The organism is Mesorhizobium sp. BHscii (genome assembly GCF_053848065.1).
Genome location: NZ_JBSPKW010000005.1, coordinates 33,770 through 59,668, shown reverse-complemented (window position 1 = coordinate 59,668; position 25,899 = coordinate 33,770). Strand labels below are relative to the sequence as shown.

The window sequence follows — 25,899 nt, the reverse complement described above, 5'->3', positions numbered from 1 at the left end:
CATGACCACCCGAATCGACCGCCGCATGGCCAAGCTGAAGGCCGAGGGCCGCCCGGCGCTCGTCACCTATTTCATGAGCGGCGACCCGGACTACGACACCGCCTTGTCGATCATGAAGGCACTGCCCAAGGCAGGCGCCGACATCATCGAAATGGGCATGCCGTTTTCCGATCCGATGGCCGACGGCCCGGCGATCCAGGCCGCCGGCCTGCGCGCGTTGAAAGGCGGCCAGACCCTGGTCAAGACGTTGAAGATGGCGTCGGAATTCCGTGCCGCCGACAATGAAACGCCGATCGTATTGATGGGCTACTACAATCCGATCTACATCCACGGCGTCGACCGCTTTCTCAGGGATGCGCTGGCCAGCGGCATAGACGGGCTGATCGTCGTCGACCTGCCGCCGGAGATGGACGAGGAATTGTGCATTCCGGCGCTCAAGGCCGGCATCAATTTCATCCGGCTGGCGACGCCGACCACCGACGACAAGCGCCTGCCCAAAGTGCTGCAGAACACCTCCGGCTTCGTTTATTACGTGTCGATGACCGGCATCACCGGCTCGGCACTTGCCGACACCGGCAAGGTGGCGGCGGCGGTCACGCGCATCAAGGGGCATACCGACCTGCCGGTCTGCGTCGGCTTCGGCGTAAAGACCGCCGAGCAGGCACGCATCATCGGGGCGTCGGCCGACGGCGTCGTCGTCGGCACCGCGATCGTCAATGCGGTCGCCAATGTTCTGGGGCCGAAGGGCGAAAAAACCGCCGATCCGGCCGAGGCGGTCGCCACGCTGGTCAGCGGGCTTTCGCAAGGCGTGCGTACCGCTCGCCTTGCTGCCGCCGAATAGTCTTGATCTTCTGGTTGACCATGATCTCCACCGAAAACCGGTTGCCCCTTTTTGAGACCATGGTCTAACTCTTCGTCAGGACAGGAGCCGAAGCGATGAACTGGATCACCAACTACGTTCGCCCGAAGATCAATTCGATGCTCGGCCGGCGCACCGACATGCCTGAGAACCTCTGGATCAAGGATCCGGAGACCGGCGAGATGGTCTTCCACAAGGACCTGGAGCAGAACCAGTTCGTCATCCCGTCCTCCGGCCATCACATGAAGATTTCGGCCAAGGAGCGGCTGAGATTCTTCTTCGACGACGGCAAGTACGAGATGCTCGAAAACCCCAAGGTGGTGCAGGATCCACTGAAATTCCGCGACGAGAAGCGCTACACCGACCGGCTGAAAGAGGCCAAGACCAAGACCGGGCTGGAGGACGCCATCATCAATGCGCTGGGGACCGTCGAGGGCCTGCCGGTGGTGGTGACCGTGCAGGACTTCGCCTTCATGGGCGGCTCGCTCGGCATGGCAGCCGGCGATGCCATCGTTCGTGGCTTTGAGGTCGCTGTGCAACGCAAGCGGCCGCTGATCCTGTTCGCGGCCTCCGGCGGCGCCCGCATGCAGGAAGGCATCCTGTCGCTGATGCAATTGCCGAGAACCACGATCGGCGTCGATCGGCTGAAGGAAGCCGGTCTTCCCTATATTGTCGTCCTGACCAACCCGACCACCGGCGGCGTCACCGCCTCTTACGCCATGCTGGGCGACGTGCACATCGCCGAGCCCGGCGCGCTGATCGGTTTTGCCGGGCCGCGCGTCATCGAGCAGACCATCAGGGAAAAACTGCCCGACGGCTTCCAGCGCGCCGAGTATCTGATGGAGCACGGCATGGTCGACATGGTGGTGTCGCGGCTGGAGATGCGCCAGACGATCGCGCGGCTCCTGAAAATGCTGCTCAAGCTGCCGGAAGAAGAAAAGCCGCTGGAACCGGAAATTCTGCCGCCGGTGGCGCTCCCGGCGGAAGCACGCCCGCAAGCCTGACGCGACATCCGTCGTCGCGAACCGCGATTGCGCGCCATCTGTGGCGCTGTAGCATCTTGATTCGCGCATGATCCTTTCCGAAAATCGATTTCGATTTTCGGGGTCATGCGCTAGGATTCTCCCATGACCACGCTTGCCGCCGACCGCGAAATCGAAAGCCTGATGTCGCTTCATCCGAAGGGCTTCGATCTTTCGCTCGACCGCATTTCGCGGCTGCTGGAGCGGCTGGGCAATCCGCAGGACCATCTGCCGCCGGTCATCCACATCGCCGGCACCAACGGCAAGGGCTCCTGCGCCGCGTTTTCGCGGGCGCTGCTGGAAGCATCCGGCCACCGCGTCCATGTCCACACATCGCCGCATCTGGTGAACTGGCATGAGCGCTACCGGCTGGCCGCCGACGGCGGCGGCAGGCTGGTCGAGGATAAGGTCTTCGCCGACGCCATCGCCCGCGTCGCCAAAGCCAATGAAGGCCAGAAGATCACCGTTTTCGAAATCCTCACCGCCGTCACCTTCCTGCTGTTTTCCGAATATCCGGCAGATGCCGTCATCATCGAGGTCGGCCTTGGCGGCCGCTTCGATGCCACCAATGTCATCAGCGAGCCGGCGGTGTCGGTGATCATGCCGGTCTCGCTCGACCACGAATCCTTTCTCGGCGACCGTGTCGAACTGATCGCCGCCGAAAAAGCCGGCATCATCAAGGGCGGTTGCCCGGTGGTCATCGGCGCGCAGGAAAGCGAAACGGCGCTGCAGGTGCTTATCGAAACCGCCGAGCGGCTCGACTGTCCCGCCTTCGTCTATGGCCAGGATTTCCTCGCCTTCGAGGAAAACGGCCGGATGGTCTATCAGGACGAAGACGGGCTGATGGACCTGTCGCCGCCGCGGCTGCCAGGGCGCCACCAGTTCGCCAATGCGGCGGCGGCGATTGCGGCGGTCAAGGCGGCGGGCTTCGAGATCAGCCATCGCGTCGCCGACAAGGCGATGGCCAATGTCACCTGGCCGGGGCGGATGCAGAAATTGCCGCAGGGCAGGTTGACGGAACTGGCGCCGAAGGGCGCCGACATCTGGCTCGACGGCGGCCACAATCCGGGCGCCGGCGTGGTCGTCGCCGAAGCACTTGCCGAGCAGGAGGAAAAGAACCCGCGGCCGCTGTTCCTGATTTCCGGCATGATCAACACCAAAGACCAGAGCGGCTATTTCAGCGCCTTCAAGGGGCTGGTGCGGCATGTCTACACGGTGCCGGTGAGCCTCAGCGAGGCCAGCGTGCCGAATGACGAACTGGCGATCCGCGCCGTCGAGGCCGGCCTGTCGGCCGAACCGGTGAGCTCCGTCGCCAATGCGCTGATGCTGCTGCGCGACACATGGGACGGACCGCCGCCGCGCATCCTGATCAGCGGTTCGCTCTATCTGGCCGGCGCGGTGCTGGCCGAAAACGGCACACCGCCGACCTGATCTATTCTGCCGGACCTCCGGTACCAAGAGGCCAGAACAATTCCAGGAAAAGTGTGTCGGAATTGCGTAAAACAAATACTTAGAGCGGTTCGGTGGTTCTATCGAAAGCTGAACGCTCTCGAACGCGGGAGCGATTGCCAAGTCATGCGCTTCTCACGACAGTCTGCCTTCGTCGTCGATCGGCGCGAGCCGCCACGGACGATCATCGCCCCATTTCCATAGAACGAGGTTGAGATCCGTCTCGACAGCGCCGGCCGCAAAGCTGCGAACAAGCATGGCTGGATAGCCCTTCGCGATCAATCGGCGCGTCAAAGCCTGCGTTCTTGATTGTCCGCTTGCCTGCATCTGATCCCGCCATGCGCTGTCGGCAAGATGTTGCGAGGGCCTGCTCCCGCGTTACTTCAGCTCGATCTCGATGAAGGCATACTCGCCCTCATTGGCATTGATGACGTCATGCTCCACGCCCTCCTTGCGGAAATAGGGCGCCCCCTTCTTCATTTCGGCGAAGGATTCGCCGTCCTTGGTCAGGAGCTTGAGCTTGCCGTCCATCAGGGGCACGATCACGTAATCATGGCCATGACGATGCCAGCCGGTGTTGTCGCCCGGCGCGAAGCGGTATTCGGTGACGATAACGCGCTCATTGTCGATGAAGACGGTGGCCTTGGCGGATCCGGTCATGTCGTTCTCCTGCTTTAAGCCAGACAAGAACATGGGGCCGCAAGTGGCGAGTGCCAGGGCGGACCAGCGCATGACCCAGAAAATCGGATTCGGTTTCCGGGGTCATGCGCAAGATCGAGTGCTACAGCGTCCTTTGCGCGTCCAAGAGGGACGCGCGGCGCTGTGAATAACGCCAACAAAAAAAGCCCGGCGCGAGGCCGGGCTTGATTGCAGAGATTCAGGGTCGGATCAGGCGAGATTGCCGTTGATCCAGTGCGACAGCGCCGTCTTCGGTGCGGCGCCGACCTTCATGTCGGCCATTTCGCCGCCCTTGAAAATCATCAGCGTCGGAATCGAGCGCACGCCGAACTGCGCCGCAAGCTCGGGATTCTCGTCAATGTTGAGCTTGGCGATCTTGACCTTGCTGCCGAGTTCAATGGCAATGTCTTCCAGCGCCGGCGCGATCATCTTGCAGGGGCCGCACCACTCCGCCCAGAAATCGACGACGACCGGCTCCTTGGCGTCAAGCACATCGGTCTGGAAATTGCTCTTGTCGACCTTGACGGTGGCCATGCGAAAATCCTTTCGTGAGTTATTGTCGCACCAAATGTGGTGGTAATCGCGCCCTTCTTCAAGCAGCTGTTGTGTCACGCTCCCGTGAGTCGGGCAAGAGCGTCGTCCATGACCGCCGGCGGCAGCTCGATCAATCGTGGCGCTTCAGTGAACAGCAGCGCCGCCGAGACCTCATGCTCGGGATAAAGCGGCTGGAGCAGCGCGCGATAGAGCGCGAGTTGCAGGACATAGGCCGATGGAACGTCCGCCAAGGCTGCAGGCGCCGGCCTATTGGTCTTGTAGTCGACGATCGACACCCTGCCTGGCGTGACCGCCAGCCGGTCGATCTTGCCGGAGATCGAGCGCAGCTTGCCCTTGACCTCGAGGCTGCCCATGACCGCGACTTCAGCGCGTGAATTGGGCGCAAACAGCTGATCGAAACGGCTGTCGGCAAGGATCGTCGCCACCGAGGCCAAGGCCTTGTCGCGCTCGGTTTCTGGCCACTGCGCGCCGGCGCGCTTGAGGTAGCGTTCCGCGGCATCGCGGCGTTCGGCCTCCGCAATGCCCGGCAGCATCTGCAGCAACTTGTGCAGCGCCAGCCCCCGCATCACGGCAAAGCCAGGCTCCGCCTCGGTGTCCAGCACCGGCGAGCCGGTGTCGATCACCGCTTGCTTGGCCTCGTCGATCAGCGCCGAGGCGCCGGACGGCGACAGCGGCCGCGGCAGATCCTCGAAGGGCGGCAAAGGCTGGAACAGGCTCTTCGGCAACGGCTCGAACTGTGTCGTCTGCCGCGCCTCTTCGGCAGCCGCATGTCCGACCGGCGGCAATTTTGTCACGTGAAACCGATGCACGGTCTCGCCGGTGGCGGGGTGCTGCCGCTCAGCACTTTCGGGGGCGTCGACCAGCGCGCGGCTGACGATCGAATGCCAGGTGCCGGCGTTTGGTGCCCGCTTGCCGTGATAGCCGCAGACGATCAGCCGGTCCTCGGCCCGGGTCATGCCGACATAGAGCAGCCGGCGGTATTCGTCGTCTGCCAGCTCGCGAGCGCGGACCGAAGCGGCCCGCGAGAATCCATTGGCGACATCGCTGGCCGAGCGCCAGAGATAGCCCTTGCCGTCCCAATGGTCGCCCGAGCCTTCGAACGGCATCAGTCGCGGCAGATGCTGGTCGCTGAACGGGGCGGAACCGCCATCGACCAGAAACACGACAGGCGCCTCCAGGCCCTTGGCGGCATGCACGGTCATGACGCGAACCTCGTCGCGAGTCTGGTCCATTTCACGCTTGATCTCGGGGCCGGCATTTTCCAGCGTCGACAGGAAGGATTCCAGTCCCGGCAGGCCGGTCCGTTCCTCGGCCAGGCAGAAGCTCAGGAACTCGTCGAGAATGTCGCCGGCCTCCGGCCCGAGCCGCGCGATCATCTTCTTGCGCAGGCCGTCGCGGGCGAGAGCCCCGGCATAGAATTCGAACACCGGCTTGAATGCGGCTTCATCGGACCAAGTGTCGAGTTGGGCAGCGATTGCGGCCAAGGCAGCACTTTCACCGGCATGCTGCCTGAGCGAGGCGATCAACGAGAGGCCGGACGGCCGCTCGCCGGCAAGCGCGAAAAGCGTCTCTTCCGAGACATCGAAAATCGGGCTGCGCAGCACGGCTGCAAGCGACAGATCGTCCTCAGGCTGGACGAGAAAGTGGCCGAGTGCGATCAGGTCCTTTACCGCAATATGGCCGGGCAGGCTGAGCCGGTCGGCGCCGGCGACAGGGATGTCGCGGCGCTTCAGTGCGCGCGTCAGCGCATGGACGAAGCGATCGCGCTTGCGCACCAGCACCAGCACGTCGCCTGGCCGAAGCTTCTTGCCGCGGCCTTCGATGATTTCGCCGGCGCCGATCCAGCCGGCAATGGTCGCCGCGACGTTTTCGGCAACACGCACCGCTGGCGCATGGGCGTGGTCGACGGCTTGCGTCCAGTCGTCGGGCTCGTCAACGACGTCGGCACCGATCGACGGCCAGACCTCGACATAGCCCGGCGCATCGGTGCGGATCGCCTTGTGGTTCAGCGGGTCGGGATCGTGGCTGATTCCGCGCCGCACGACCGGGTCGGCAAAGACACGGTCCACCGCCGCAAGCACGTCGTCGGTCGAGCGGAACGACCAGGTCAGCTTGAGATCGGCGAAGGCGGCGTTGGCGTCGCGCACCTTTCCGGCAAACAGCAGCCTTGAGTCGGCGAAGGAGTCGGGCGCCGCTCCTTGAAAGGAATAGATCGACTGTTTTTCGTCGCCGACGGCAAAGACCGTGCGGTGAACCGTGTCGCGCGCGCCGAGCCCTGCAAAGAATTCCTCGGCCAGCCGCTTCACCACCTCCCATTGGTCGGGACTGGTGTCCTGCGCCTCGTCGAGCAGGATATGGTCGATGCCTTGGTCGAGCTTGTATTGAACCCATGGACCGGCATCGGGCCGCGCCAGGAGATTGACCGTTCGGGTGATGAGGTCGTTGAAGTCTAGGAAGCCGCGCGCGCGCTTCAAATGCTCGTAGCGGGCGATCAGCCAGTCGGCGATGCTCAGCGCGGCACGTGTGCCCTCGACCATCCTGAACAAGGCCAGCCGGTCGGAGATTTCGAGGATGGCATCGGCCGCCGAGAGATAGCGCTCGGCAAGATCCGGCAATCGGTCGAGCAACGCCTTCTTGAACGTCTTTGCCGGCTCATAAGGCTCGCCATCCGCCCGCAGGAAGGCTTTTGCCAGCAATTGCAGCCGGCGAACCGGATTATCCTCGGCGAAGGCAAGATGGGCGTAGGGCAGCAAATTGTTCAGCACGATGCGGGCATCGGCGGCTTCGGCAGCGCGGGCAAAGGTGACGAAATAGTCCGGCAGGAAGCCCGGCAGCGGCCAGACGGACGCCGCCAGGCCTTCGGCGGTCTGGCCGGCGCGAAACCTAAACTCGTCGAACAGCGCCCGGAAGCTATCACCGCCGGCAGCGCTGATGAAGGCGCGCAAGCCGTCGCGCTTGCGCACAATCTCGGCCAGCAAGGCGTCGAGCCCATGTTCGCCGCCGCGTTCCAGAATGGCGGCGAAAGCCTCGGCCAGCCCGGCATCGCCGGCGGCAGTGCCCGAGATCATGTCGCGGCGGGCGGCGGCAAAGAGCGACGCCTCCATCTGCGGATCAAGCATTTCGAAATGGGCCGGTATGTTGGCCTCCAGCGGAAACTGGTGCAGCACCGATTCGCAGAAGGCGTGGATGGTCTGGATCTTCAGCCCACCCGGTGTCTCGAGCGCCTCGGCGAACAGCCGGCGCGCGCGGCGCATGGTTTCGCGATCGGCCTGGCGACCGTCGAGCGCTTCAACCCTTGCCGCCAGTTCGGCGTCGCCAAGTGCCGTCCATTCCGACAGCGTCGAAAACACCCGGTTCGACATATTGGCGGCTGCGGCGCGGGTGTAGGTCAGGCACAGGATCTTCGACGGATCGGTGCCGCGCAGCAAGAGCCGGATGACGCGCTGGGCCAGCACATGGGTCTTGCCGGATCCGGCATTGGCCGAAACCCAGGCGGAATTTTGCGGGTCGGATGCGCTGGCCTGGCTGGCGGCGGTATCGGTCGGGATTGGATAGGCCTTCTTCATGCCTCCCCTCCCTCGTCGTCGGCGTCGCCGCCGGCGGACCATTCGAGCACGCGGGCGAGATGATCGTAGTCGCCATCGGTCTCACCCTCGCGGAACGGCAGTGCGCGCGACAGATAGAAGGTCGCCGGGTCGGCATAGTGGATCAGCAGTTTTTCGAGCCGCGCCCAGGCCTCCTCGGCGAGATCTGCGGCGGTTCGCGGCTTGCGGTTGTATTCGAGGATGGATTCCTCGAACACCTCGCCGTTCGGCTTCAGCCTGATGAAGGCCAGCTGAGACGGCTCGCGCGCGCCAAGCCCCTTGAAGGCGCCGCGCCTGAGCAGCGCGCCTTCGAGCGCCAGTTGCGGCGAAAGGAGCGTATGAGCCTGCGCCTTGGACGGCGAGGAGCCGGTCTTGTAATCCAGGATGTCGGCCATGCCGCCGGCCAGGAGATCGACACGATCGGCATAGCCGGACAGCGTCACGCCGGACTGGCCGACGCCGGTTTTCTCGGCGCGCTCCTCGGCGTGCCGCATTGTCACGGCAAAGGCGCGGCCGCGTTCCCATTCGATGATGCCGGCGGCGAGCTTTTCGAAACGCGGCCACCACACCGCCTCGACATCGGGAGGAAGGGCCGCCTCGGCAAAGCATTGGCGGCCAGCGGCGATGAGGCCGTCCAGCGCTTCCGGCTCAAGCGGATCGGCCACTGTCCGCGAGAAGAGGTGCAGGATGGCGTGAAACAGCGTGCCGCGTTCGGCAGCGCCCGGGTCGCGGATGACCGGATCGAGCGGCATCAGGCCGAGAATCCTCCTGGCATAGATCGCGTAAGGGTCGCGCCGCAGCGTCTCGATTTCGGTGACGGAGAAATGATGCGGCCGCACCGTCAGCGGCGGCTTCGGCTGCGGCCGCGGCGCGAAATCTCTCCTTTCGCCGGCGTCGAGCGCACGGGCCCAGGACAAGAATTCATCACCACGCCGGCGAAGCACCGCCGCATGGTCCTTGCCGATGAAGGTCAGGAGGCGCTGCAGCCAGCGCGACGGCACCGCCGGCGCGTCGCCGGAGCGGGCGGAGCGCGCAAGCACCACTTTCTTCGCCCCCATCGCCATCTGGAAGTCATGGGCAGCCAGGCCGATGCGCCGTTCGGGCGGTTCGAGATCGATGCCGGTCTTCATCAGTCGCGACATGAAGCGGTCGCTCTCCGGCTTGCGCGGCCATACGCCTTCGTTAAGCCCGCCGACGACCAGCGTGTCGACGCTCTGCAACCGGCCTTCCAGCGCACCCCAGATGGCGATGTTCCTGTCGGTCCCTTGAGCCGGCTTGACGGTTTCGGGCGCGATCAGTGCCTCCATCACGTCGGGCCATTCGTCCGCCGCGAAGGAGAGCGACGCCGAGGCGGCGATCAGCCCGCGCAAGAGCTCGGCGAGCTTTTCGCCGGCATCGCCGGCATAGAGCTCGCTTAGGCTGCCATCCGCGGTGCGGCCAAGACTTTCGAGCGCGACGACGCTGGCCCGGGCCAATTCGGCAAGATCGGCTTCGGCTTGACTGCGAAAGGCGGTCAGCGGCGCCAGAGCATCGGCAAGGCGAACGAGCAATTCGCGGGCGCGCTCGATGTTTCGCACAGTCAGGCGGGAAAACCAGAAGGGCGGCCGGGTGCTGCCCAGGCCGGTGAGGCGGGCCTCGAATAGCATCGGCAGCGAGGCGACGTCGGGGCGGCCGGTGCCGCCGCGCAGCGCCACCAGTTCGACGATCTCCGCCGCGTGACGGACGCTTGTGCGTTTCAGGCCGAGGCCAAGCAGCGGGTGCTTGAGCAGCGACAGCAGAGCAACCGGGTCGCCGGGCCGGAACGCGGCCTGAAGCGCCAGCCTGAGCAGGCCGGCGGCTGGCGTGTTAATGAGCGGGGTGCCGCCCGAATCGTCGGCGACGACACCAAACCGCAAGAGCTCGACTGAGACACGCCGCGCCAAAGCGCGGTCGCCGGTGACGAGTGCGGCGCGCTGGCCGGGCTGTTCGACGGCGCGTTTGAGCGCGACGGCGATAGCCACCGCTTCGTCGCGCTCGCCGGCGGCTTCGAGTAGCGTCACGTCGGCGAAGGCCTCGGTGATATCGCCGGCCGTAAAGCGGGCGCGCGTCTCGGCCCATAGCTCGGTGGTCTCGGCCGGCCGCAGCGCCTCGCCGACAAGTGCGGCGCGCAGCGCGAGAGGCCTTTCGGCAACGGCGATCTCCCCGACATCGCCGCGTGGCACGCCGATCTTGCCGATCAGTTTTGCCAGGCCGTATTGCGGGTGGCCAAGCAAGGCCGGCCGGGCGCCAGGTGCGGCGATCGCCGCGAAAGACGGCTCATCCAGCATCAGGTCGAGGCCGGGCAGCACGACGGCGCCGCTGGGCAGGCCGGCGATCACGGCAAGCAGTTCGGCGGTGGCGGGAATGGAACCCGTGGAGCCGGCGGCGATCACCGGTCCGGCCGGCGGATTGCGCTTCAGCCGTGCTGCTTCCAGCCTTATCAGCGCATTGCGATGCGCGGCCGGGTTGGAGCGGTTGCGTTCCTCGAGGAGATTCGGCCAGTTTTCGGTGACGATGCTCAGGAAGTCGAGCGTCACTTGCCACCAGCCGGCGAGGTTGCCGGTCACCAGATCGGCGAGCTTGGTCCAGTCGGTACCTTCCGTCTCGATCTCGTCCATCAGCCGGGCCAGATCGCGCGCCAGCCAGATGGCGTCGGCGGCGGAGGCCGGCACGACGATCTCCTCGTCGAAAAGTGCCGCGACATGCGCCGGCAGGCGGCGTTTCCAGGCGCGAACCAGCGGCGCCAGCAGCAGCAGCCGCTCGATTGCGGCGATCGGCGGCGCGAGGTCAATGGCGGCCGATGCGTCGGCCTCGAACGCGGCCTCGTCCTCGTCGAACTCGCCGAGCGGGCGGATCACCGGCAGGATCGCCGAGCGGTTGCCCAGACGGTCTACGAAAACGCCGCGCAGCGCCCGCGCGGCGCGGCGCGTCGGCACGTAGATGGTGGCGTCGGCCAGCGCCAGCGGATCGCCGTCGAAGCGGAAACCGGGAACGAGCCGCCCTGACAGCAGGGCCTTGGCCAGCGTCGGCAGAAACGGCGCTCCGGGCGGGATCGAGAAAACGCGGCGGGAGCCGCTCATTTCAACTCAGTGATGGCGCTGGTCAACTCAGTGATGGCGCTGGTCAACTCGGTAAAAGCGCTGGGTGACTCAGCAAGAGCGGCGGCGACGGCCGCTTCCGCAAGCGGAATGGCGTCGGGCGTGCCAACTGTGATCCAATGGCCCTGCATCACCATGCCGAACAGGCGACCGGCAGAGATGGCCGCATCGAAATAGGTGTTGAGCGAATGCGGCTCAGCCGGCGCATCCCTGAAAAGCCTGGGATGGACGATCGCCGCACCGGCATAGATCAGGCCTGTCGGGTCGCCTTTCGAACGCCGCAAGGCGCCGTCCGGCGACATCAGGAAATCGGTGCCGCCGCTGTGTCCGGTTGCTGACTGGGGACCCGCGAGCATCAACAGAATATCCATTTTCGCCGCGTCCCACGCAAGGGCGAGGCGGGCAAGGTTGGGCACGCCGCTGTCGATCCAGAAGGTGTCGGCGTTGACGATGTAAAAGGGAGCCCCTCCCAGTTCCGGCAAAGCATGGACGATGCCGCCGGCGGAATCGAGCAGTCTTTCGCTTTCATCGGAAATGACGACTTTCGGGGCGCGGCGCGCGGCGACGTGGGCGACGATCTGTTCGGGAAAATGATGGACGTTGACCATGGCCTTTTCCACGCCGGCGTGGGCCAGGCTGTCCAGGCTCCAGTCGAGCAATGTCTTGTCTGATATCTTGACCAGCGGTTTTGGCATTGTGTCGGTGATTGGCCGCATGCGCTTTCCCAGCCCGGCGGCAAGCACCATTGCGATCTTGGGGCGTGCCGTCATAGCGACCGTTCCTCCAGTAGGCCGTGGGCTGTATAGAAATCCCGCAGGCCAGCCAGTGCTGGATGCGCCAGCGCCCGCCGAAGATAGTCGCGAATGCGCGGCAGGTGCTTCAGATAATAAGGCTTGCCGTCGCGCTTTTCGAGCCGGACGAAAATGCCGAGAATCTTCGAATTGCGCTGCGCCGCCATGATCGCATAGGTTTCGACGAATTCGTCTTCGTTAAAAGCGCCAGCCTTATGGCGCGCGGCGATATAGGCATCGAGTGTCCGCTTCTCGATCTCAGGCGGGATCGTAACGCGGGCATCCATGGCAAGCGAGGCGAGGTCGTAGGCGGACGGGCCGATCAGCGCGTCCTGGACATCGACGATGCCGAGCCGATCGTGACCGGTACGCTCGCCGCGCCAGATGATGTTCGGCGAATGAAAGTCGCGCAGCATAAGCGTGTATTCGCGCCCTTCCAGCCGGTTGAGGACCGCATTCCATTCCCTGTTATAGCCGGCGCGCAAGGCATCGCTTGCCGGGCCGCCTGATATCGCCGGCACATACCAGTCGACCAGCAATTCGGCTTCGATCATCATGGCGTCGCGGTCGAAAGGCGGCACGTCGTGAAAGACGCCGGGCGCGACCTCGATGCGATCGGGCCATGCCTTGCGATGCATCATGGCGAGCAGTTCGGCCGCCGCCGCGTAGCGCTCCGCCACCGGCTGACCCTGCTGGCCGAGAAATCCCTCCGAGCCGAGATGCTCGAGCAGAAGAAAGCCCTGGTCCAGGTCCTGCGCGTGGATTTCCGGGGCATTGACGCCGCCGGCCAGCAATGCCCGGTCGATGGCGACGAAGGCCGAGACCGATTGCGCGGTGTGGGCGATCACAGCATAGGGCCTGCCGTCGCGGACCGGCGGCCCGAGCACCAGCCGCGGCGAATTCATCAAAACGCGCGGCGGCAGGCCGGCCAGCGAGACGATCTCATAGGAGCGGGCCGAGGCGTCGCCGATAAAATAGCGTCTCTGCGCTTCACCCCAGCCAGCTCTTTCCAGAAAATCGCGCATGGCCAGCGATCGCGCCGCACGCTCGAAGGCAGCGCCTTGTCCCGACAATCTCGCCAGGCGTCCGTCGTTCTGATGGACGAGTTCGATCAGCACCGAATTCTTTGGCAAATAGGCCTCTGCCTGTTCCGGCCATTCGACCAGGGCAGCGCCTTGCGCCAGCGCCTCGTCAAAACCCAGTTCGTCCAGTTCGGACGCCGAGGACAGGCGATAGAGGTCGAAATGATGGACGGGAATACGCGCCTCATAGCTCTGGACGAGCGTGAAGGTCGGGCTCGGCACGTCGAGACCGGCATCGTCGGTCATTGCCCTGATCAGCGCCCGCGCCAAACTCGACTTGCCGGCGCCGAGATCGCCTTTGAGCGCCAGCACGTCGCCGGGGCGCAGCGACATGGCCAGATCCTCGCCCAGCCTTGCGGTCGCAGCCTCGTCGGCGAGAAAACGCTCCAGCACCACGCCTGCCATCGAGCGCGCTACTCGGCCGCCGCGCGGATGCCGGACGGCGTGTCGGGAAAGGCACAAATGACGGTTGTGCCCATGTCCTTGCCGGTCTCGATGCGGACGCTGCCACCATGCAACTCGACAAAGCTCTTGACGATCGACAGGCCGAGCCCGGCGCCGCGCCGGCGGCCGCCATTGGTGCGCGGTTCGAAACGCCGGAACACCGAATCGAGCAGGTCCGGCGGCATACCGGGACCGTCGTCGTGAACGGAGAATTCCACGCCTTCGGCAAGCGAGCGGCAGGCGAGCGTGATGGTGCTCGCCTCCGGAGCGTAGTTCGCGGCATTGCTCAGCAGATTGTAGAGGATCTGGCGGATGCGGATTTCGTCTCCGTGGAACGTCTTCGGCGCAGTGGCCGCATCGACCTTGAGCCTGATTGCATGCTCCTCCAGCCGTTCGGAGACAAGCTCGGCAGCGGCAGCGATGGTCCGATCGACGTGAACTTCGGAGATATCGAGCTCCATGATCCCGGCATCCACGGTCGCCAGGTCGAGGATGTCGTTGACGATGGTGAGCAGAACCGAGGAAGACGAGCTGACATGCTCAACATATTCGCGCTGCTTCTGGCTCAATGGCCCGGTCAACGGCAGCGAAAGAAGCTCGGTGAAGCCGATGATGTTGGTCAGCGGCGAGCGCAGTTCGTAGGAGACGTGCTGCACGAACTCGTTCTTGAGCTGGTCGGATTTTTCCAGCGCCTCGTTCTTGTCCTTCAGCGCACGCTCGACATTGACGCTGTCGGTGACGTCGACGAAGGTCATCATCACCTGCCCGTTGGGCAGCGGGATCATCGCGTAGCGCAGCACAGTGCCGTTGTTCAGCTCAGTCTGGCCGTGGCGGTCGCGGCGCTCGTCGTCGAAACCGGTGATGGCGGCAACGAACCCGCGCCAGGGGCTGTCCGGCGCGCGCCGGTCGCACAGATCGCGGATCGTGGAGACGTGAACGTTTGGCTTGGCGGCGTCGGCGTCCAGCCCCCAAAGTGCTGCGAATGCCGGGTTCGACAATCTGAGCCTTCCGTCCGGGCCGAACACGGCCACGCCTTCGGCAAGATTGTCGAGCGTCTCGCCCTGAACCCGCACCGCGGTCTGGTAGCGGCTTTCGAGGTCCATCTTCTCGGTCAGGTTCTCGAACACCCAGGTCACGCCGCCCTTAGGCTGCGGATTGGCGACGACGCGGATGGTCTTGCCGTCCGGCAGATGCCACCAATGTTCCTGCGACTCGACCGCGCGATAGGCACCAAGCAGGCTTTCCTTCCAGCGCCGCCATTCGGGCTGCTCGGCGATCTTGCCTTCGCTGCGCAGCCGGTCGAGCAACAAAGCGTTGTCGGGAGCACTGTGCAGGAAGCCGCTGTCGAGACCCCATAGTTTCTGGAACGCCTGGTTAAAAAACCGCAGCTTTTCGTCGGTATCGAAAATCGCCACGGCGGTGTTGAGCTGATCGAGCGTGTCGGCGTGGCTCCGCACGGTCCGCTCATATTCGTTACGGATGGTTTCGATGGCGCTGGTGTCGCAGGCAAGACCGGCCGAACCGTCCGCGCCGGCGAAGTCGGTCACGGCGAACATGCGGCGGTCGCCTTCGATCACAGTGGAAAGCGCCTGCTCGAAGACGGGATGCGACTTGTGCTGTGCAGCGATCGCATCGCGCGCCTGGCTACCCAAGAATTCCTTCGCATCGCGAACCGCCGCTTCGGCGTTTTCCGCCTCGACCGCCTTGGCATAGGCGCGGTTGACCCATTTCAGCCGCCCGTTCGCCGTGCGCAGCCATGCTGGCATGCTGAGTGCGTTGAGAAGGCCGAGCATGGTGTCATAGTCGGCGGCGAGACGCTGGTTCTCGATTTTCAGCCTGGCCTCGCTTCGCTGCGTTTCTGAAAGCGAGACGAAACGGACGACCACGTGTGCTGCGCCCTTGCGCCCGTGCACTTCGAGCGGCGCGCCGGCCTGCGATTCAAGGACGAGATCGAACGGCTTCGCCTTTTCCCGCAGTCCCGCCACGGCATTTTCGAGCGCCGCCGCCGAGCGCGGCATCAGCCAACGGCCGAAGGCGAGGAAGGCGGCACGGTCTTCCGGGGCGCCGCTTTCAACCGGCAATGTCCCGACGAGCTCAGGCTTCTTGTTTTCCGAGGCCCATACGACGACACGCTGGCCGCGCAGATTGAGCAGCGCCTCGGAGCGTTGCAGCGCAGCGTTGACGTCGGCCAAGCGGGCTCTGAGTTCGACATTCTGCGCCGAGGTGCGCGCTCGTTCGCGGATCAGGAAAATGGCTGAGACAAGTGCCGCGCCCATGACGCCGACAAACATCGCGAGTTGCATGACCTCGACGGTGCTGACCGACAGCCCGGCTTTGGACGCAGCAGCGGGTCCAGCATGTGCCGAAAGGCCAAGCAGCGGACCGGCGAGCGCGGAAGAAGCAAGCAATTTTCCGACGCGGCTGCCAGCGCGCCATAAGAGGCTCCCGCCTCTGGCAGCGGAACCCGTGGTCACCGAATCGTTGTGGCCGCCGGAAACGGCCTGTCCCGCGCAAGGCGGGTAATCCCCCGGCATGTCCTGGTCCTCTTCGCCGCCTGAATGCAAGACCGCCCTGATGCGGGCGTCGGCCCTCGTCCCCCGGCCCCGCGAATCAGCACCATAGCGCTTGCGCGAATCGGCGTGAAGAATCAATCAGCGCAAAAATAAAGTCGGGCGAAAAGTCAATCGCCCGACCTCAATATCTAGTGGTAATTTCCGCTGTGGTTAATAGCGGTAGTGTTCCGGCTTGAACGGTCCCTGCGGGGTCACGCCGATATAGGCAGCCTGTTCGCCGGACAACTCGGTGAGCCGGGCGCCGAGCTTGTCGAGATGCAGGCGCGCGACCTTTTCATCGAGATGCTTCGGCAGGACATAGACCTGGTTCTGATACTGGCCGGGCTTGGTGTACAGCTCGATCTGGGCCAGCACCTGGTTGGTGAAGGACGCCGACATGACGAAGCTCGGATGGCCGGTGGCGTTGCCGAGATTGAGCAGGCGGCCTTCCGACAAGAGGATCATCCGCTTGCCGTCCGGGAAGGTGATTATGTCGACCTGCGGCTTAATGTTGGTCCACTTCAGATTGCGCAGCGACGCCACCTGGATCTCGTTGTCGAAGTGGCCGATATTGCCGACGATCACCATGTCCTTCATCGCCCGCATGTGGTCGATGGTGACGACATCCTTGTTGCCGGTGGTGGTGATGATGATGTCGGCGGTCGGGGCGGCATCTTCGAGCGTGACGACTTCGAAACCGTCCATCGCCGCCTGCAATGCGCAGATCGGATCGACTTCGGTGACCTTGACGCGGGCGCCGGCGCCCTTGAGCGACGCCGAAGAGCCCTTGCCGACGTCGCCATAGCCGCAGACGACCGCAACCTTGCCGGCCATCATCGTGTCGGTGCCGCGGCGAATGCCGTCGACCAGCGATTCCTTGCAGCCATATTTGTTGTCGAATTTCGACTTGGTCACGCTATCGTTGACGTTGATCGCCGGGAACGGCAGCAGGCCCTTCTTCTGCAACTGATAGAGCCGGTTGACGCCGGTCGTGGTCTCTTCAGTGACGCCGCGGATCGCTTCCTTCTGCTTGGTGAAGAAACCGGGCGATGCCGCCATACGCTTCTTGATCTGGGCAAACAGGATTTCTTCCTCCTCGCTGCCCGGATTGGAGAGCACATCCTCGCCGGCTTCGGCGCGCGCGCCGATCAGGATGTACATGGTGGCGTCGCCGCCATCGTCGAGGATCATGTTGGAGGTGCCGCCATCGGCCCACTGGAAGATCTTGTCGGTGTAGACCCAGTAGTCCTCGAGCGTCTCGCCCTTGACGGCGAAGACCGGAATGCCGGCCTCGGCGATGGCCGCGGCCGCATGGTCCTGGGTCGAGAAGATGTTGCAGGAGGCCCAGCGGATATCGGCGCCGAGCGCCTTCAGCGTTTCGATCAGCACGGCCGTCTGGATGGTCATGTGCAGCGAGCCGGTGATGCGCGCGCCCTTGAGCGGCTGCGCCTTACCGAATTCCTCGCGGCAGGCCATCAGGCCCGGCATTTCGGTCTCGGCGATCTCGATCTCCTTGCGGCCCCAGCCGGCAAGCGAGATGTCGGCGACCACATAGTCATTGCTACCCGTCATGGCAGTGCTCCGATCAAGAATTGTCTTCGGGATGCGCCCGCGCCGGAAGGCGTGTCGAAGGGCGCGAGTTGCCGGCCTGACTAGCAGATCGTCGGTCTGACGACAATGGGATATAAAGAAATCTTTATCCGTGCATGTCTTCGGAGACGCCTCGGTCCGAAATCGGAATTGGTTTCCGGAAGCACGATGCGCAAATTCAACGTGCTAAAGCGTCCTTTGCGCGTCCAAATGAGGCGCGGCGCCCTGGGCGTCAGGACTCCTCGCCGAAGCGGGAGGCGACCAGTTGCTCCAGCGCGTCGATCACCTGCTCGGCCTCCGGGCCGCTGGCGGTGACGCGGATCGAATAGCCGGGGCTCGCCGCCAGCATCATGAGGCCCATGATCGAGGTGCCGCCAACCGTGACGCCGTCCTTCTCGACCTGGACGGAGGCGTCGAAGCCGCTGGCGACCTGAACGAACTTCGCCGAGGCGCGAGCATGCAGGCCACGCTGGTTGACGATTGGAAATTCCCGGACGATGTCACTCTTCTTGGCCGACAGCGCGTTCATTTGCTGCTCAGCAGCTGGCTGGCGACATTGATGTATTTGCGGCCGGCCGCCTGCGCCTCGTCCAGCGCTGCGCTCATATTGTCGCCCTTGCGAATGCTGGACAGCTTGATCAGCATCGGCAGGTTCATGCCGGCAATAACTTCGGTACGACCGGATTCCATCACCGAAATGGCGAGATTGGAAGGCGTGCCGCCGAACATGTCCGTCAAAACGATGACGCCGGCTCCGGTGTCGACACGGGCAACGGCGTCGACGATGTCGCTGCGGCGCTGCTCCATATCGTCATCGGCGCCGATCGCCACGGTCTCGAAACTGTCTTGTGGTCCGACAACATGTTCCACGGCATGGCGGAATTCGGCGGCCAGTTGACCGTGCGTTACAAGCACGAGTCCGATCATTCTTTGGTGGCTCCCGTCCATCGCCGCTTCATAGGCGTTTCATGCTCGCCGGCCCATTTCAGGCGGCGGGAGCGCTATCTTGTCGACGCGAGGCGCGTTGACAAGCCCAAAATTGCACAGGCACAGGCCATTTTGACGCATTGCAGCAACAATTCGAAATCGGATTATACGAAAGGCGCAATCAGCAGCCGCGCCATCACGGCCGGCGAGGCCGCCGGAACATTGCGTTCGGCAAGATCAATACTCGGCACCGGGCAGCCGGCTATAGGCTCGGTGACATCGTCCTGGAAGCGGGCCATCTCGGTTGCCGGCACCAGCCGGACATGAAGATCGATCACGCCGCCGGGCTCGAACGACAATGGCCGCGGACCGAATCCGGGCACCTCGGCGAGGCCGGCGATGGGAGCGGGCACCCGACAGACCAGCCGCCCCGCGTGATCGGCAGCGAGGAGCCTGTCGTCGCCGATCAGCCGCGAAAACAATCCATGCTGGCGACAATGATCGATGAGGGCGAGCGCCAGCGTCGTCTTGCCCGAGCCGGACGGTCCCGTGATAAGGACACCACGCTCGCCGATCAGGATCGCCGTGCCGTGAATGTTCTCAGCCTGCACAGTCGGATCAGGCATGATCTTGTCCGAAACCCGGTTCCCACTTTTCGCTGCGGCGGACCCACTTTTCGGAGTCATGCTTTTTGGTTTACGCATGATCTTGTCCGAAAACCGGTGCCACTTTTTGGGATCATGCGTCAGCCTTCGGCCGGCAGTGTCACTACGAAGCGGGCGCCTTTGATCTCGCCGGGTTTGGTGCCCGGGATGTTCTCGGCGGTCAGCGTGCCGCCATGGGCTTCGACGATCTGCCTGCTGATCGACAGGCCGAGACCTGAGTTCTGGCCGAACGCCTCGCCGGCCGGCCGGTCGGTGTAGAAGCGTTCGAAGATGCGGTCGATGTTGTCGGCCCTGATACCGGGACCATTGTCGTCGACGGTGATGATGTTGACCTTGCCGGCGCGCGCCAGAGATATAGCGATGTGGCCGCGCTCTTCAGGAACGAAGGAGCGGGCATTCTCGATCAGATTGGTGATGACCTGGCCGATCCTCAGATCATGGCCGGCGACGAAATAGCCTTTGACGCCCTGCGGCAGTTTGGCGACCTTGAATTCGATGTCGACCGTCTTCTTGTTGCGCGTCGCCGTGCGCGAAACGTCGACCAGATCCGTGATGAATTTCTTGAGATCCACGGTTCCTGCGTCTTCCCGCGCGAGCTCGGCGTCAAGACGGGAGGCGTCGGAAATGTCGGTGATGAGACGGTCCAGCCGCCTGACGTCGTGCTGGATGATCTCCATCAGCCGGCCGCGCGACGTGTCGTTCTTGGCCAGCGGCAGGGTCTCCACCGCGCTGCGCAGCGAGGTCAGCGGGTTCTTCAATTCGTGCGAGACGTCAGCCGCGAAACTTTCGATCGCCTCGATGCGGGCGTAGAGCGCATTGGTCATGTCGCGCACGGCGATCGACAGATTGCCGATCTCGTCCTGCCGGTCGGAGAAGTCCGGGATTTCCTCGCGATTCTTGACGCCGCGCCGCACCCTGACCGCCGCCGCCGACAGCCGGCGCAGCGGGTTGGCGATGGTCGAGGCGAGCAGCATCGACAGGATCGCGGTGACAAGGGCGGCGATGCCGAAGACGCGCAGGATCGCCTTGCGCTCGGCCGCGACGATCTTGTCGATGTCGCCGCCTTCCGTCGACAGCATCAGCACGCCGAGGACGGCGCGGAAGCGCTGGATCGGCACGGCGACCGAAACAATCTGCTCGCCCTGTTCGGAGATCCGCACGATGGTCGACGGGCTGCCGGTAAGCGCCTTGACCACCTCCGGAAATGCTGCGCCATTGCCGCCCGGCTGTTCATGGTAGACCGGCAGCGCGGTGTTGCGGAAGAAGTCGAAGACGAACTTCTGGACACGTTCCAGAAGGTCGGGCTCTTCCGCGTCGACCGGCGGCAGGTCGTAGCGAAGGATCTGGCCACGCGAATAGAGATGACGGGAATCGAGCAGCAGATTGGCGTCGCGATCATAGATGCGGGCGCGCGTCCGTGTCGGCGAAATCAAGCGCCTAAGCACCGGCGCGACGCGCTCCGGATTGATCGGAAAATCGAGATTGTCGAGCTGATCGGAGCCGGGGCCGAGGCTTTCGCCGGCCTGCAGTTCAAGCAGCTTTTCCGGATCGATGCTGATCGAATCGGTCTCGACCGTCGCCGATGCCGCGATCGCGCCGGCGATGATCTCGCCCTGGGTCATCAGGCTTTCGACGCGGGCATCGATCAGCCCGTCGCGAAACGTGTTGAGGTAGAGAATGCCGGTGACCAGGACGGCCAGGCCGGCGAGGTTGAGGAAGAGAATGCGCCGCGTCAGGCTGGAAAAGATGTGGTGGCCTAGGAAACGGCGCATTGGCACCGTGATTTTCGACAGGAATGCCGGCAGAATCCGCGACGGGCGCCGGGCGCCCGTCCGTCTCACTCGCTCTACGTCCACTGCCATCGAATAGCAGCCCCCGCTCAGTCTTTAGTTTTTGGCATGTCGTTGTCCCAAAACCGGGACCACTTTTGGGCGACATGCATCAATTCATGCTTCGCGGAACCGATATCCGACTCCGTAAAGGGTTTCGATCATCTCGAAGTCATCATCGACGGCCTTGAACTTCTTGCGAAGCCGCTTGATGTGACTGTCGATGGTGCGGTCATCGACATAGACCTGCTCATCATAGGCCGAATCCATCAGCGCATCACGGCTTTTTACCACACCGGGGCGCTGGGCCAGAGAATGCAGGATCAGGAACTCGGTGACGGTAAGTGTCACCGGCTCGCCCTTCCAGGTGCAGGTGTGACGCTCCTGGTCCATGACAAGCTGGCCGCGCTCGAGCGAACGGGCCTGCTGGCTGGGCGTCTTGGCCGACGCCTCGCGGGCGCTGGCACGGCGCAGCACGGCGCGAACCCGCTCGACCAGAAGACGCTGCGAGAAGGGTTTGCGGATGAAGTCGTCGGCGCCCATCTTGAGGCCGAAAAGCTCATCGATCTCGTCGTCCTTGGACGTCAGGAAGATCACCGGCAGGTCGGATTTCTGGCGCATCCGGCGCAGAAGCTCCATGCCGTCCATGCGCGGCATCTTGATGTCGAGGATGGCGAGATTCGGCGGGCGCGCCGCCAGACCTTCCAGCGCCGACGCCCCATCCGTGTAAGTTTCGACGCGATACCCCTCCGATTCGAGGGCGATCGACACCGAAGTCAGAATGTTGCGGTCGTCGTCGACAAGCGCGATTGTTGCCATTTCAAGTGGCTCCCTCATGAGCTGTCCCTTCTTTGGTCGAGAAGGGGCTTTTGCAGGACAAATTAGGTACAAAATGTGGCACAGGCTTCGTCCGCTGTCACGAGCGGCACTCCGGCGGCCATAATTTCCCCTCAACATGGATTGGACTGTTAAAGACCGCCAATCCTTTGGGCAACCGCCTGATTTTTTGCACATATAAACGATTTAAACAACTTTCAAAATATTTAAATCGATTAATTATTTGATATCATTTGGCTTTTCTGGTTGTCACCGTTACAGTCTCCTTGGTGGGGGCTCCGGAAATTCGCCGGCCAGGATGCTGCAAATCGAAGAAGGAACCCCTCATGTCGGAAGCCGGCAAACGCAATCCCGCATGGGCGATCAATCGGATCGGCCTAAAGACCACGGCCGCGGTGCGCTATAATTTCGGCGAAGCCGCCCTTTACGAGGAAGCGGTACGCCGCGGCGAGGCCCGGCTCACCGCGCATGGCGCACTGGTCGCCGAGACCGGGCAGCACACCGGCCGCTCGCCCAAGGACAAATTCGTCGTGCGCGACGAGACCACCGGGCCGCATGTATGGTGGGACAACAACAAGGCGATGTCGTCGGCCCAGTTCGAAACGCTGCTCGCCGATTTTCGCGCCCATGCAGCAGACAAGGATCTTTATGTGCAGGACCTGGTCGGCGGCGCCGATGAGGACTTGAAGCTGACGACAAGGGTTGTCACGGAGCTTGCCTGGCACTCCTTGTTCATCCGCAATCTGCTCATTCGCCCGGAAGCCGCCGAGCTCGAGCATTTTGTGCCTGACATGACGATCATCGACCTTCCGTCGTTCCGCGCCGATCCGGTTCGCCACGGCACCCGCACCGAAACGGTGATCGCCGTCGATCTGTCGCGCATGATCGTGCTGATCGGCGGCACCTCCTATGCTGGCGAAATGAAGAAGTCGGTGTTCACCGTGCTCAACTATCTGTTGCCGGCCAAGGGCGTGATGCCGATGCATTGCTCGGCCAATGAAGGCGCCGGCGGAGATGCGGCCATCTTCTTCGGCCTCTCGGGAACCGGCAAGACGACACTGTCGGCCGATCCGTCGCGCACGCTGGTCGGCGACGACGAGCACGGCTGGGGTCCGCATGGCATCTTCAATTTCGAAGGCGGCTGCTATGCCAAGACGATAAAGCTTTCGGCAGAAGCCGAGCCGGAGATCTTCGCCACCACCCAACGCTTCGGCACGGTGCTGGAGAATGTGGTGCTCGATGCGGGCCGCGTGCCGGATTTCGACGACGGCAGTCTCACCGAAAACACGCGCTGCGCCTATCCGCTCCACTTCATCCCCAACGCCAGCAAGACGGGCCGCGCCGGTCACCCGAAAAACATCATCATGCTGACCGCCGACGCATTCGGCGTGATGCCGCCGATCGCACGGCTGACCCCGGCGCAGGCGATGTACCATTTCCTCTCCGGCTACACCGCCAAGGTGGCTGGGACCGAAAAGGGCGTCACCGAACCCGAAGCGACGTTTTCGACCTGTTTCGGCGCACCGTTCATGCCGCGCCATCCGTCGGAATACGGCAATCTGCTGCGCGAACTGATCGCCCATCACGGTGTCGATTGCTGGCTGGTCAACACCGGCTGGACCGGCGGCGCGTACGGCACCGGCAAGCGGATGCCGATCAAGGCGACGCGAGCGCTGCTTGCCGCGGCACTCGACGGCTCGCTGAAGACGGCCGACTACCGCACCGACGCGAATTTTGGGTTCGATGTGCCGGTGGCGGTTGCGGGCGTCGACCACGCCATTCTCGATCCGAGATCGACATGGGCCGATACGTCAGCCTATGACCTGCAGGCGGCGAGGCTGGTGGGCATGTTCGCCATCAATTTCGAAAAATTCGAACCTCATGTCGACGCCATTGTGCTCGGCGCCGCGCCGCGCATGCGCGAAGCCGCGGAATAATTACCTGCTGGGTATTCTGTGCCTCAAGGCCGGGACCGGGATCGGGAAGGCCCGACCCGGGGATCGGCCCTTTTCTTTTTTCGTTTGCCGCGCCATGACTGCGGCATGAACGCCGACGACAAGATCATCATTGCCGACGATGCGGTGATCCATCCGGATGACCTGCACGAGGACTTCATCCGCTCGTCGGGCCCTGGCGGCCAAAACGTCAACAAGGTGGCGACGGCGGTGCAATTGCGCTTCGATGCGGCGAATGCGCCGGGCCTGTCGGAGCGCGTCCGCGAGCGAACCATAAAGCTGGCCGGCCAGCGCGCCACCAAGGATGGCGTCATCGTCATCGAGGCCGGACGCTTCCGCACGCAAGAGCAGAACCGGGCGGACGCCCGGGCGCGGCTTGCGGAACTAGTCGCCACGGCCGCCGAACCGCCGCCGCCACCGCGCAAGAAGACGAGGCCGTCGAAAGGCGCGATCGAAAGGCGGCTGAAGACCAAGGCTGGGCGCGGCACAATCAAGAAATTGCGCGGCCGGGTGGACGACGATTAGAGCGACGTGCGTCCCCTTGGACGCACAAAATACGCCTGACATTTTGTATCCACATCGTGCTTTTCGAAAATCGATTCCACTTTTCGGGCCGATGCGGCAGGCGCGACATCGATCGCTGGGTCGACGGTTTTCAATTCAAGGTTGCAGGTGGCAAGTTTGGTATTCGCCACAGCAAGGGAGACCACAGATGGGCATGTTTGATTTCGTCAAGGGCGTCGGCAAGAAGCTCGGCTTCGGTGACGATGAGCCGGAGCCGACCGCCGATACGCTCAAGAAGGAACTCGATTCGCACGCGCTCGGCACAGACAGTGTCGAAGTCGTCGTCAAAGGCGATACGGCTGTCTGAAAGGCGTGGTCAAGGATCAATCGATCTTCGAAAAAGGGGGCATCGCCGTTGCAACACGCTCGGCGTGTCCAAGGTGCAGGCGGATGAATTGCAAGTCGCCGCACCCGAATCCGGCACACCCGCTGCCCCGGCCAAGGAACCGACCTTCTACACGGTCAAGAAAGGCGACAACCTCTGGAAGATCGCCGAAAGAGTTACGGCAAGGGCAAGGGTGCGAAGAACAGATCATTTTCGATGCCAACAACCCGATGCTGACCCCATCCGGACAAGATTTATCCGGGCAGGTCCGGCGCATACCGGATCTCGACCAGGCCTGACCAGATCGGGCCTGACCAGATCGGGCCTGACCAGATCGGCGACGGCCAATCGACAACGGCGGCTTTCGGGTCGCCGTTTTCATTTGATGGTGGCATTCTGGTTCTTTGCAGACCAACGGATCAAGCGACCATGCTCGTTCTGCCCAAAGGCGTCCGCCATATGCCCGGCTATCTGTCCCGCGCGATGCAGGAAGCGCTGGTCGAGGATGTGAGACGGGTCGTGCAGGAGGCTCCTTTGTTCGTGCCGGCCATGCCGCGCACCGGCAAGGAGATGAGCGTGCGCATGACCAATTGCGGTTCGCTCGGCTGGGTCACCGATAAGGAGGGCGGCTATCGCTACCAACCGACGCACCCGGTGACCGGAATGCCCTGGCCGCCGATCCCGGACGTGCTGCTGGAGCTGTGGCGGGACGTGTCCGCCTATTCCCATCCGCCGGAGGCTTGCCTGGTCAATTTCTATTCGCCGGACGCGAAGATGGGCCTCCATCAAGACCGCGACGAGATCGATTTCTCCGCGCCGGTCGTCTCCGTTTCACTGGGCGACGATTGCCTGTTCAGGGTCGGCCAGACCACGCGCGAAGGCGGCACCAAATCGTTCAAGCTGAAAAGCGGCGATGTCGTCGTGCTTGGCGGCGAAGGCCGCCTCTGTTTTCACGGCGTCGACCGCATCTATCCATCGACCTCGGCATTGCTGAAGAACGGCGGGCGGATCAACCTGACGCTGAGACGGGTGACCTATCCTGGCTAGAGCGGCGGACTTTCAAGTCGAGCCGTAT

The 25,899-nt window shown here is 63.6% G+C and carries 18 protein-coding genes and 4 pseudogenes; 8 read left to right on the top strand and 14 right to left on the bottom strand.

Annotated features, from left to right (window positions below; genetic code table 11):
- Position 1: 1 nt before the first annotated feature.
- From trpA to ACWTU7_RS09410, 3 genes are all read left to right on the top strand, one after another.
- Positions 2 to 841, top strand: coding sequence for a tryptophan synthase subunit alpha (gene trpA, locus ACWTU7_RS09420; protein WP_127208923.1), 840 nt, complete (start codon positions 2 to 4; stop codon positions 839 to 841).
- 95 nt (positions 842 to 936) lie between these two features.
- Complete coding sequence (accD, locus tag ACWTU7_RS09415; RefSeq protein ID WP_455839684.1) at positions 937 to 1,863, top strand: acetyl-CoA carboxylase, carboxyltransferase subunit beta; 927 nt, start codon at positions 937 to 939, stop codon at positions 1,861 to 1,863.
- A 123-nt stretch (positions 1,864 to 1,986) separates the two neighbouring features.
- Complete coding sequence (locus ACWTU7_RS09410) at positions 1,987 to 3,312, top strand: bifunctional folylpolyglutamate synthase/dihydrofolate synthase (protein WP_029347454.1); 1,326 nt, start codon at positions 1,987 to 1,989, stop codon at positions 3,310 to 3,312.
- A gap of 153 nt (positions 3,313 to 3,465) precedes the next feature.
- On the opposite strand, the pseudogene ACWTU7_RS09405 reads toward ACWTU7_RS09410, so the two are convergent.
- The 5 genes and pseudogenes from ACWTU7_RS09405 to addB all read right to left on the bottom strand — a co-directional run.
- Positions 3,466 to 3,672, bottom strand: a pseudogene (locus tag ACWTU7_RS09405) (RES domain-containing protein); the annotation flags it as partial.
- Positions 3,673 to 3,708: 36 nt separating this feature from the next.
- Positions 3,709 to 3,990 (bottom strand): cupin domain-containing protein, encoded by a 282-nt coding sequence (locus tag ACWTU7_RS09400; protein ID WP_065011517.1) that lies wholly within the window; start codon positions 3,988 to 3,990, stop codon positions 3,709 to 3,711.
- A 228-nt stretch (positions 3,991 to 4,218) separates the two neighbouring features.
- Positions 4,219 to 4,542, bottom strand: a complete 324-nt coding sequence (gene trxA / locus ACWTU7_RS09395) for a thioredoxin (RefSeq protein WP_027152031.1) — start codon at positions 4,540 to 4,542, stop codon at positions 4,219 to 4,221.
- A gap of 74 nt (positions 4,543 to 4,616) precedes the next feature.
- Entirely contained in the window at positions 4,617 to 8,129 is a 3,513-nt protein-coding gene (gene addA / locus ACWTU7_RS09390) for a double-strand break repair helicase AddA (protein ID WP_455839685.1), read from the bottom strand.
- A complete protein-coding gene (gene addB / locus ACWTU7_RS09385; RefSeq protein ID WP_455839686.1) occupies positions 8,126 to 11,245 on the bottom strand; it encodes a double-strand break repair protein AddB in 3,120 nt (1,039 codons plus the stop codon). The genes addA and addB overlap by 4 nt, the downstream gene beginning before the upstream one ends.
- A gap of 23 nt (positions 11,246 to 11,268) precedes the next feature.
- Between addB and ACWTU7_RS09380 the strand changes: the two are divergent.
- Positions 11,269 to 11,313 (top strand): annotated as a pseudogene (locus ACWTU7_RS09380) (hypothetical protein); the annotation flags it as partial.
- Here ACWTU7_RS09380 and ACWTU7_RS09375 read toward each other — a convergent pair.
- From ACWTU7_RS09375 to ACWTU7_RS09335, 9 genes and pseudogenes are all read right to left on the bottom strand, one after another.
- Positions 11,311 to 12,033 (bottom strand): annotated as a pseudogene (locus ACWTU7_RS09375) (nucleotidyltransferase family protein); the annotation flags it as partial. The pseudogenes ACWTU7_RS09380 and ACWTU7_RS09375 sit on opposite strands and share 3 nt — an antisense overlap.
- Positions 12,030 to 13,541 (bottom strand): tRNA (adenosine(37)-N6)-threonylcarbamoyltransferase complex ATPase subunit type 1 TsaE, encoded by a 1,512-nt coding sequence (gene tsaE / locus ACWTU7_RS09370; RefSeq protein ID WP_455839687.1) that lies wholly within the window; start codon positions 13,539 to 13,541, stop codon positions 12,030 to 12,032. The gene tsaE and the pseudogene ACWTU7_RS09375, both read right to left, overlap by 4 nt.
- 8 nt (positions 13,542 to 13,549) lie before the next feature.
- A complete protein-coding gene (locus ACWTU7_RS09365) occupies positions 13,550 to 16,114 on the bottom strand; it encodes an ATP-binding protein (protein ID WP_455839688.1) in 2,565 nt (854 codons plus the stop codon).
- Between the two features lie 189 nt (positions 16,115 to 16,303).
- Complete coding sequence (gene ahcY / locus ACWTU7_RS09360) at positions 16,304 to 17,704, bottom strand: adenosylhomocysteinase (RefSeq protein WP_455839689.1); 1,401 nt, start codon at positions 17,702 to 17,704, stop codon at positions 16,304 to 16,306.
- A gap of 250 nt (positions 17,705 to 17,954) precedes the next feature.
- Positions 17,955 to 18,251 (bottom strand): HPr family phosphocarrier protein, encoded by a 297-nt coding sequence (locus ACWTU7_RS09355; protein WP_029347441.1) that lies wholly within the window; start codon positions 18,249 to 18,251, stop codon positions 17,955 to 17,957.
- Entirely contained in the window at positions 18,248 to 18,649 is a 402-nt protein-coding gene (locus ACWTU7_RS09350) for a PTS sugar transporter subunit IIA (RefSeq protein ID WP_029347440.1), read from the bottom strand. Before ACWTU7_RS09350 ends, ACWTU7_RS09355 begins: the two co-directional genes overlap by 4 nt.
- A 164-nt stretch (positions 18,650 to 18,813) precedes the next feature.
- Complete coding sequence (locus ACWTU7_RS09345; protein ID WP_127211913.1) at positions 18,814 to 19,275, bottom strand: HPr kinase/phosphorylase; 462 nt, start codon at positions 19,273 to 19,275, stop codon at positions 18,814 to 18,816.
- A 119-nt stretch (positions 19,276 to 19,394) separates the two neighbouring features.
- Positions 19,395 to 21,176: a sensor histidine kinase gene (locus ACWTU7_RS09340; protein ID WP_029347437.1), complete on the bottom strand. Its 1,782-nt coding sequence runs from the start codon at positions 21,174 to 21,176 to the stop codon at positions 19,395 to 19,397.
- An 84-nt stretch (positions 21,177 to 21,260) separates the two neighbouring features.
- The gene (locus tag ACWTU7_RS09335; protein ID WP_065011523.1) at positions 21,261 to 21,962 is read right to left on the bottom strand and encodes a response regulator transcription factor; all 702 of its coding nucleotides are present in this window, start codon (positions 21,960 to 21,962) and stop codon (positions 21,261 to 21,263) included.
- 344 nt (positions 21,963 to 22,306) lie between these two features.
- On the opposite strand from ACWTU7_RS09335, the gene ACWTU7_RS09330 reads away from it, so the two are divergent.
- From ACWTU7_RS09330 to ACWTU7_RS09315, 4 genes and pseudogenes are all read left to right on the top strand, one after another.
- Positions 22,307 to 23,917 carry a phosphoenolpyruvate carboxykinase gene (locus ACWTU7_RS09330; protein ID WP_455839690.1) on the top strand — a complete coding sequence of 537 codons (1,611 nt, stop codon included), beginning with the start codon at positions 22,307 to 22,309 and terminating at the stop codon, positions 23,915 to 23,917.
- 105 nt (positions 23,918 to 24,022) lie between these two features.
- Complete coding sequence (gene arfB, locus ACWTU7_RS09325) at positions 24,023 to 24,460, top strand: alternative ribosome rescue aminoacyl-tRNA hydrolase ArfB (RefSeq protein WP_095517444.1); 438 nt, start codon at positions 24,023 to 24,025, stop codon at positions 24,458 to 24,460.
- Positions 24,461 to 24,647: 187 nt separating this feature from the next.
- Positions 24,648 to 25,123, top strand: a pseudogene (lysM, locus tag ACWTU7_RS09320) (peptidoglycan-binding protein LysM).
- Positions 25,124 to 25,253: 130 nt separating this feature from the next.
- Positions 25,254 to 25,871 (top strand): alpha-ketoglutarate-dependent dioxygenase AlkB family protein, encoded by a 618-nt coding sequence (locus ACWTU7_RS09315; protein WP_455839691.1) that lies wholly within the window; start codon positions 25,254 to 25,256, stop codon positions 25,869 to 25,871.
- Positions 25,872 to 25,899: the final 28 nt, after the last annotated feature.

Excerpts from the sequence above, each read along its gene's own strand:
- ACWTU7_RS09340 (WP_029347437.1), bottom strand. The coding sequence starts at position 21,176 with ATGGCAGTGGACGTAGAGCGAGTGAGACGGACGGGCGCCCGGCGCCCG.
- tsaE (WP_455839687.1), bottom strand. The coding sequence starts at position 13,541 with ATGGCAGGCGTGGTGCTGGAGCGTTTTCTCGCCGACGAGGCTGCGACC.
- ACWTU7_RS09365 (WP_455839688.1), bottom strand. The coding sequence starts at position 16,114 with ATGCCGGGGGATTACCCGCCTTGCGCGGGACAGGCCGTTTCCGGCGGC.
- addA (WP_455839685.1), bottom strand. The coding sequence starts at position 8,129 with ATGAAGAAGGCCTATCCAATCCCGACCGATACCGCCGCCAGCCAGGCC.
- addB (WP_455839686.1), bottom strand. The coding sequence starts at position 11,245 with ATGAGCGGCTCCCGCCGCGTTTTCTCGATCCCGCCCGGAGCGCCGTTT.
- trpA (WP_127208923.1), top strand. The coding sequence starts at position 2 with ATGACCACCCGAATCGACCGCCGCATGGCCAAGCTGAAGGCCGAGGGC.
- ACWTU7_RS09350 (WP_029347440.1), bottom strand. The coding sequence starts at position 18,649 with ATGATCGGACTCGTGCTTGTAACGCACGGTCAACTGGCCGCCGAATTC.
- ACWTU7_RS09315 (WP_455839691.1), top strand. The coding sequence starts at position 25,254 with ATGCTCGTTCTGCCCAAAGGCGTCCGCCATATGCCCGGCTATCTGTCC.
- ACWTU7_RS09335 (WP_065011523.1), bottom strand. The coding sequence starts at position 21,962 with ATGGCAACAATCGCGCTTGTCGACGACGACCGCAACATTCTGACTTCG.
- ahcY (WP_455839689.1), bottom strand. The coding sequence starts at position 17,704 with ATGACGGGTAGCAATGACTATGTGGTCGCCGACATCTCGCTTGCCGGC.
- ACWTU7_RS09410 (WP_029347454.1), top strand. The coding sequence starts at position 1,987 with ATGACCACGCTTGCCGCCGACCGCGAAATCGAAAGCCTGATGTCGCTT.
- accD (WP_455839684.1), top strand. The coding sequence starts at position 937 with ATGAACTGGATCACCAACTACGTTCGCCCGAAGATCAATTCGATGCTC.
- ACWTU7_RS09345 (WP_127211913.1), bottom strand. The coding sequence starts at position 19,275 with ATGCCTGATCCGACTGTGCAGGCTGAGAACATTCACGGCACGGCGATC.
- ACWTU7_RS09330 (WP_455839690.1), top strand. The coding sequence starts at position 22,307 with ATGTCGGAAGCCGGCAAACGCAATCCCGCATGGGCGATCAATCGGATC.
- arfB (WP_095517444.1), top strand. The coding sequence starts at position 24,023 with ATGAACGCCGACGACAAGATCATCATTGCCGACGATGCGGTGATCCAT.
- ACWTU7_RS09400 (WP_065011517.1), bottom strand. The coding sequence starts at position 3,990 with ATGACCGGATCCGCCAAGGCCACCGTCTTCATCGACAATGAGCGCGTT.
- ACWTU7_RS09355 (WP_029347441.1), bottom strand. The coding sequence starts at position 18,251 with ATGAACGCGCTGTCGGCCAAGAAGAGTGACATCGTCCGGGAATTTCCA.
- trxA (WP_027152031.1), bottom strand. The coding sequence starts at position 4,542 with ATGGCCACCGTCAAGGTCGACAAGAGCAATTTCCAGACCGATGTGCTT.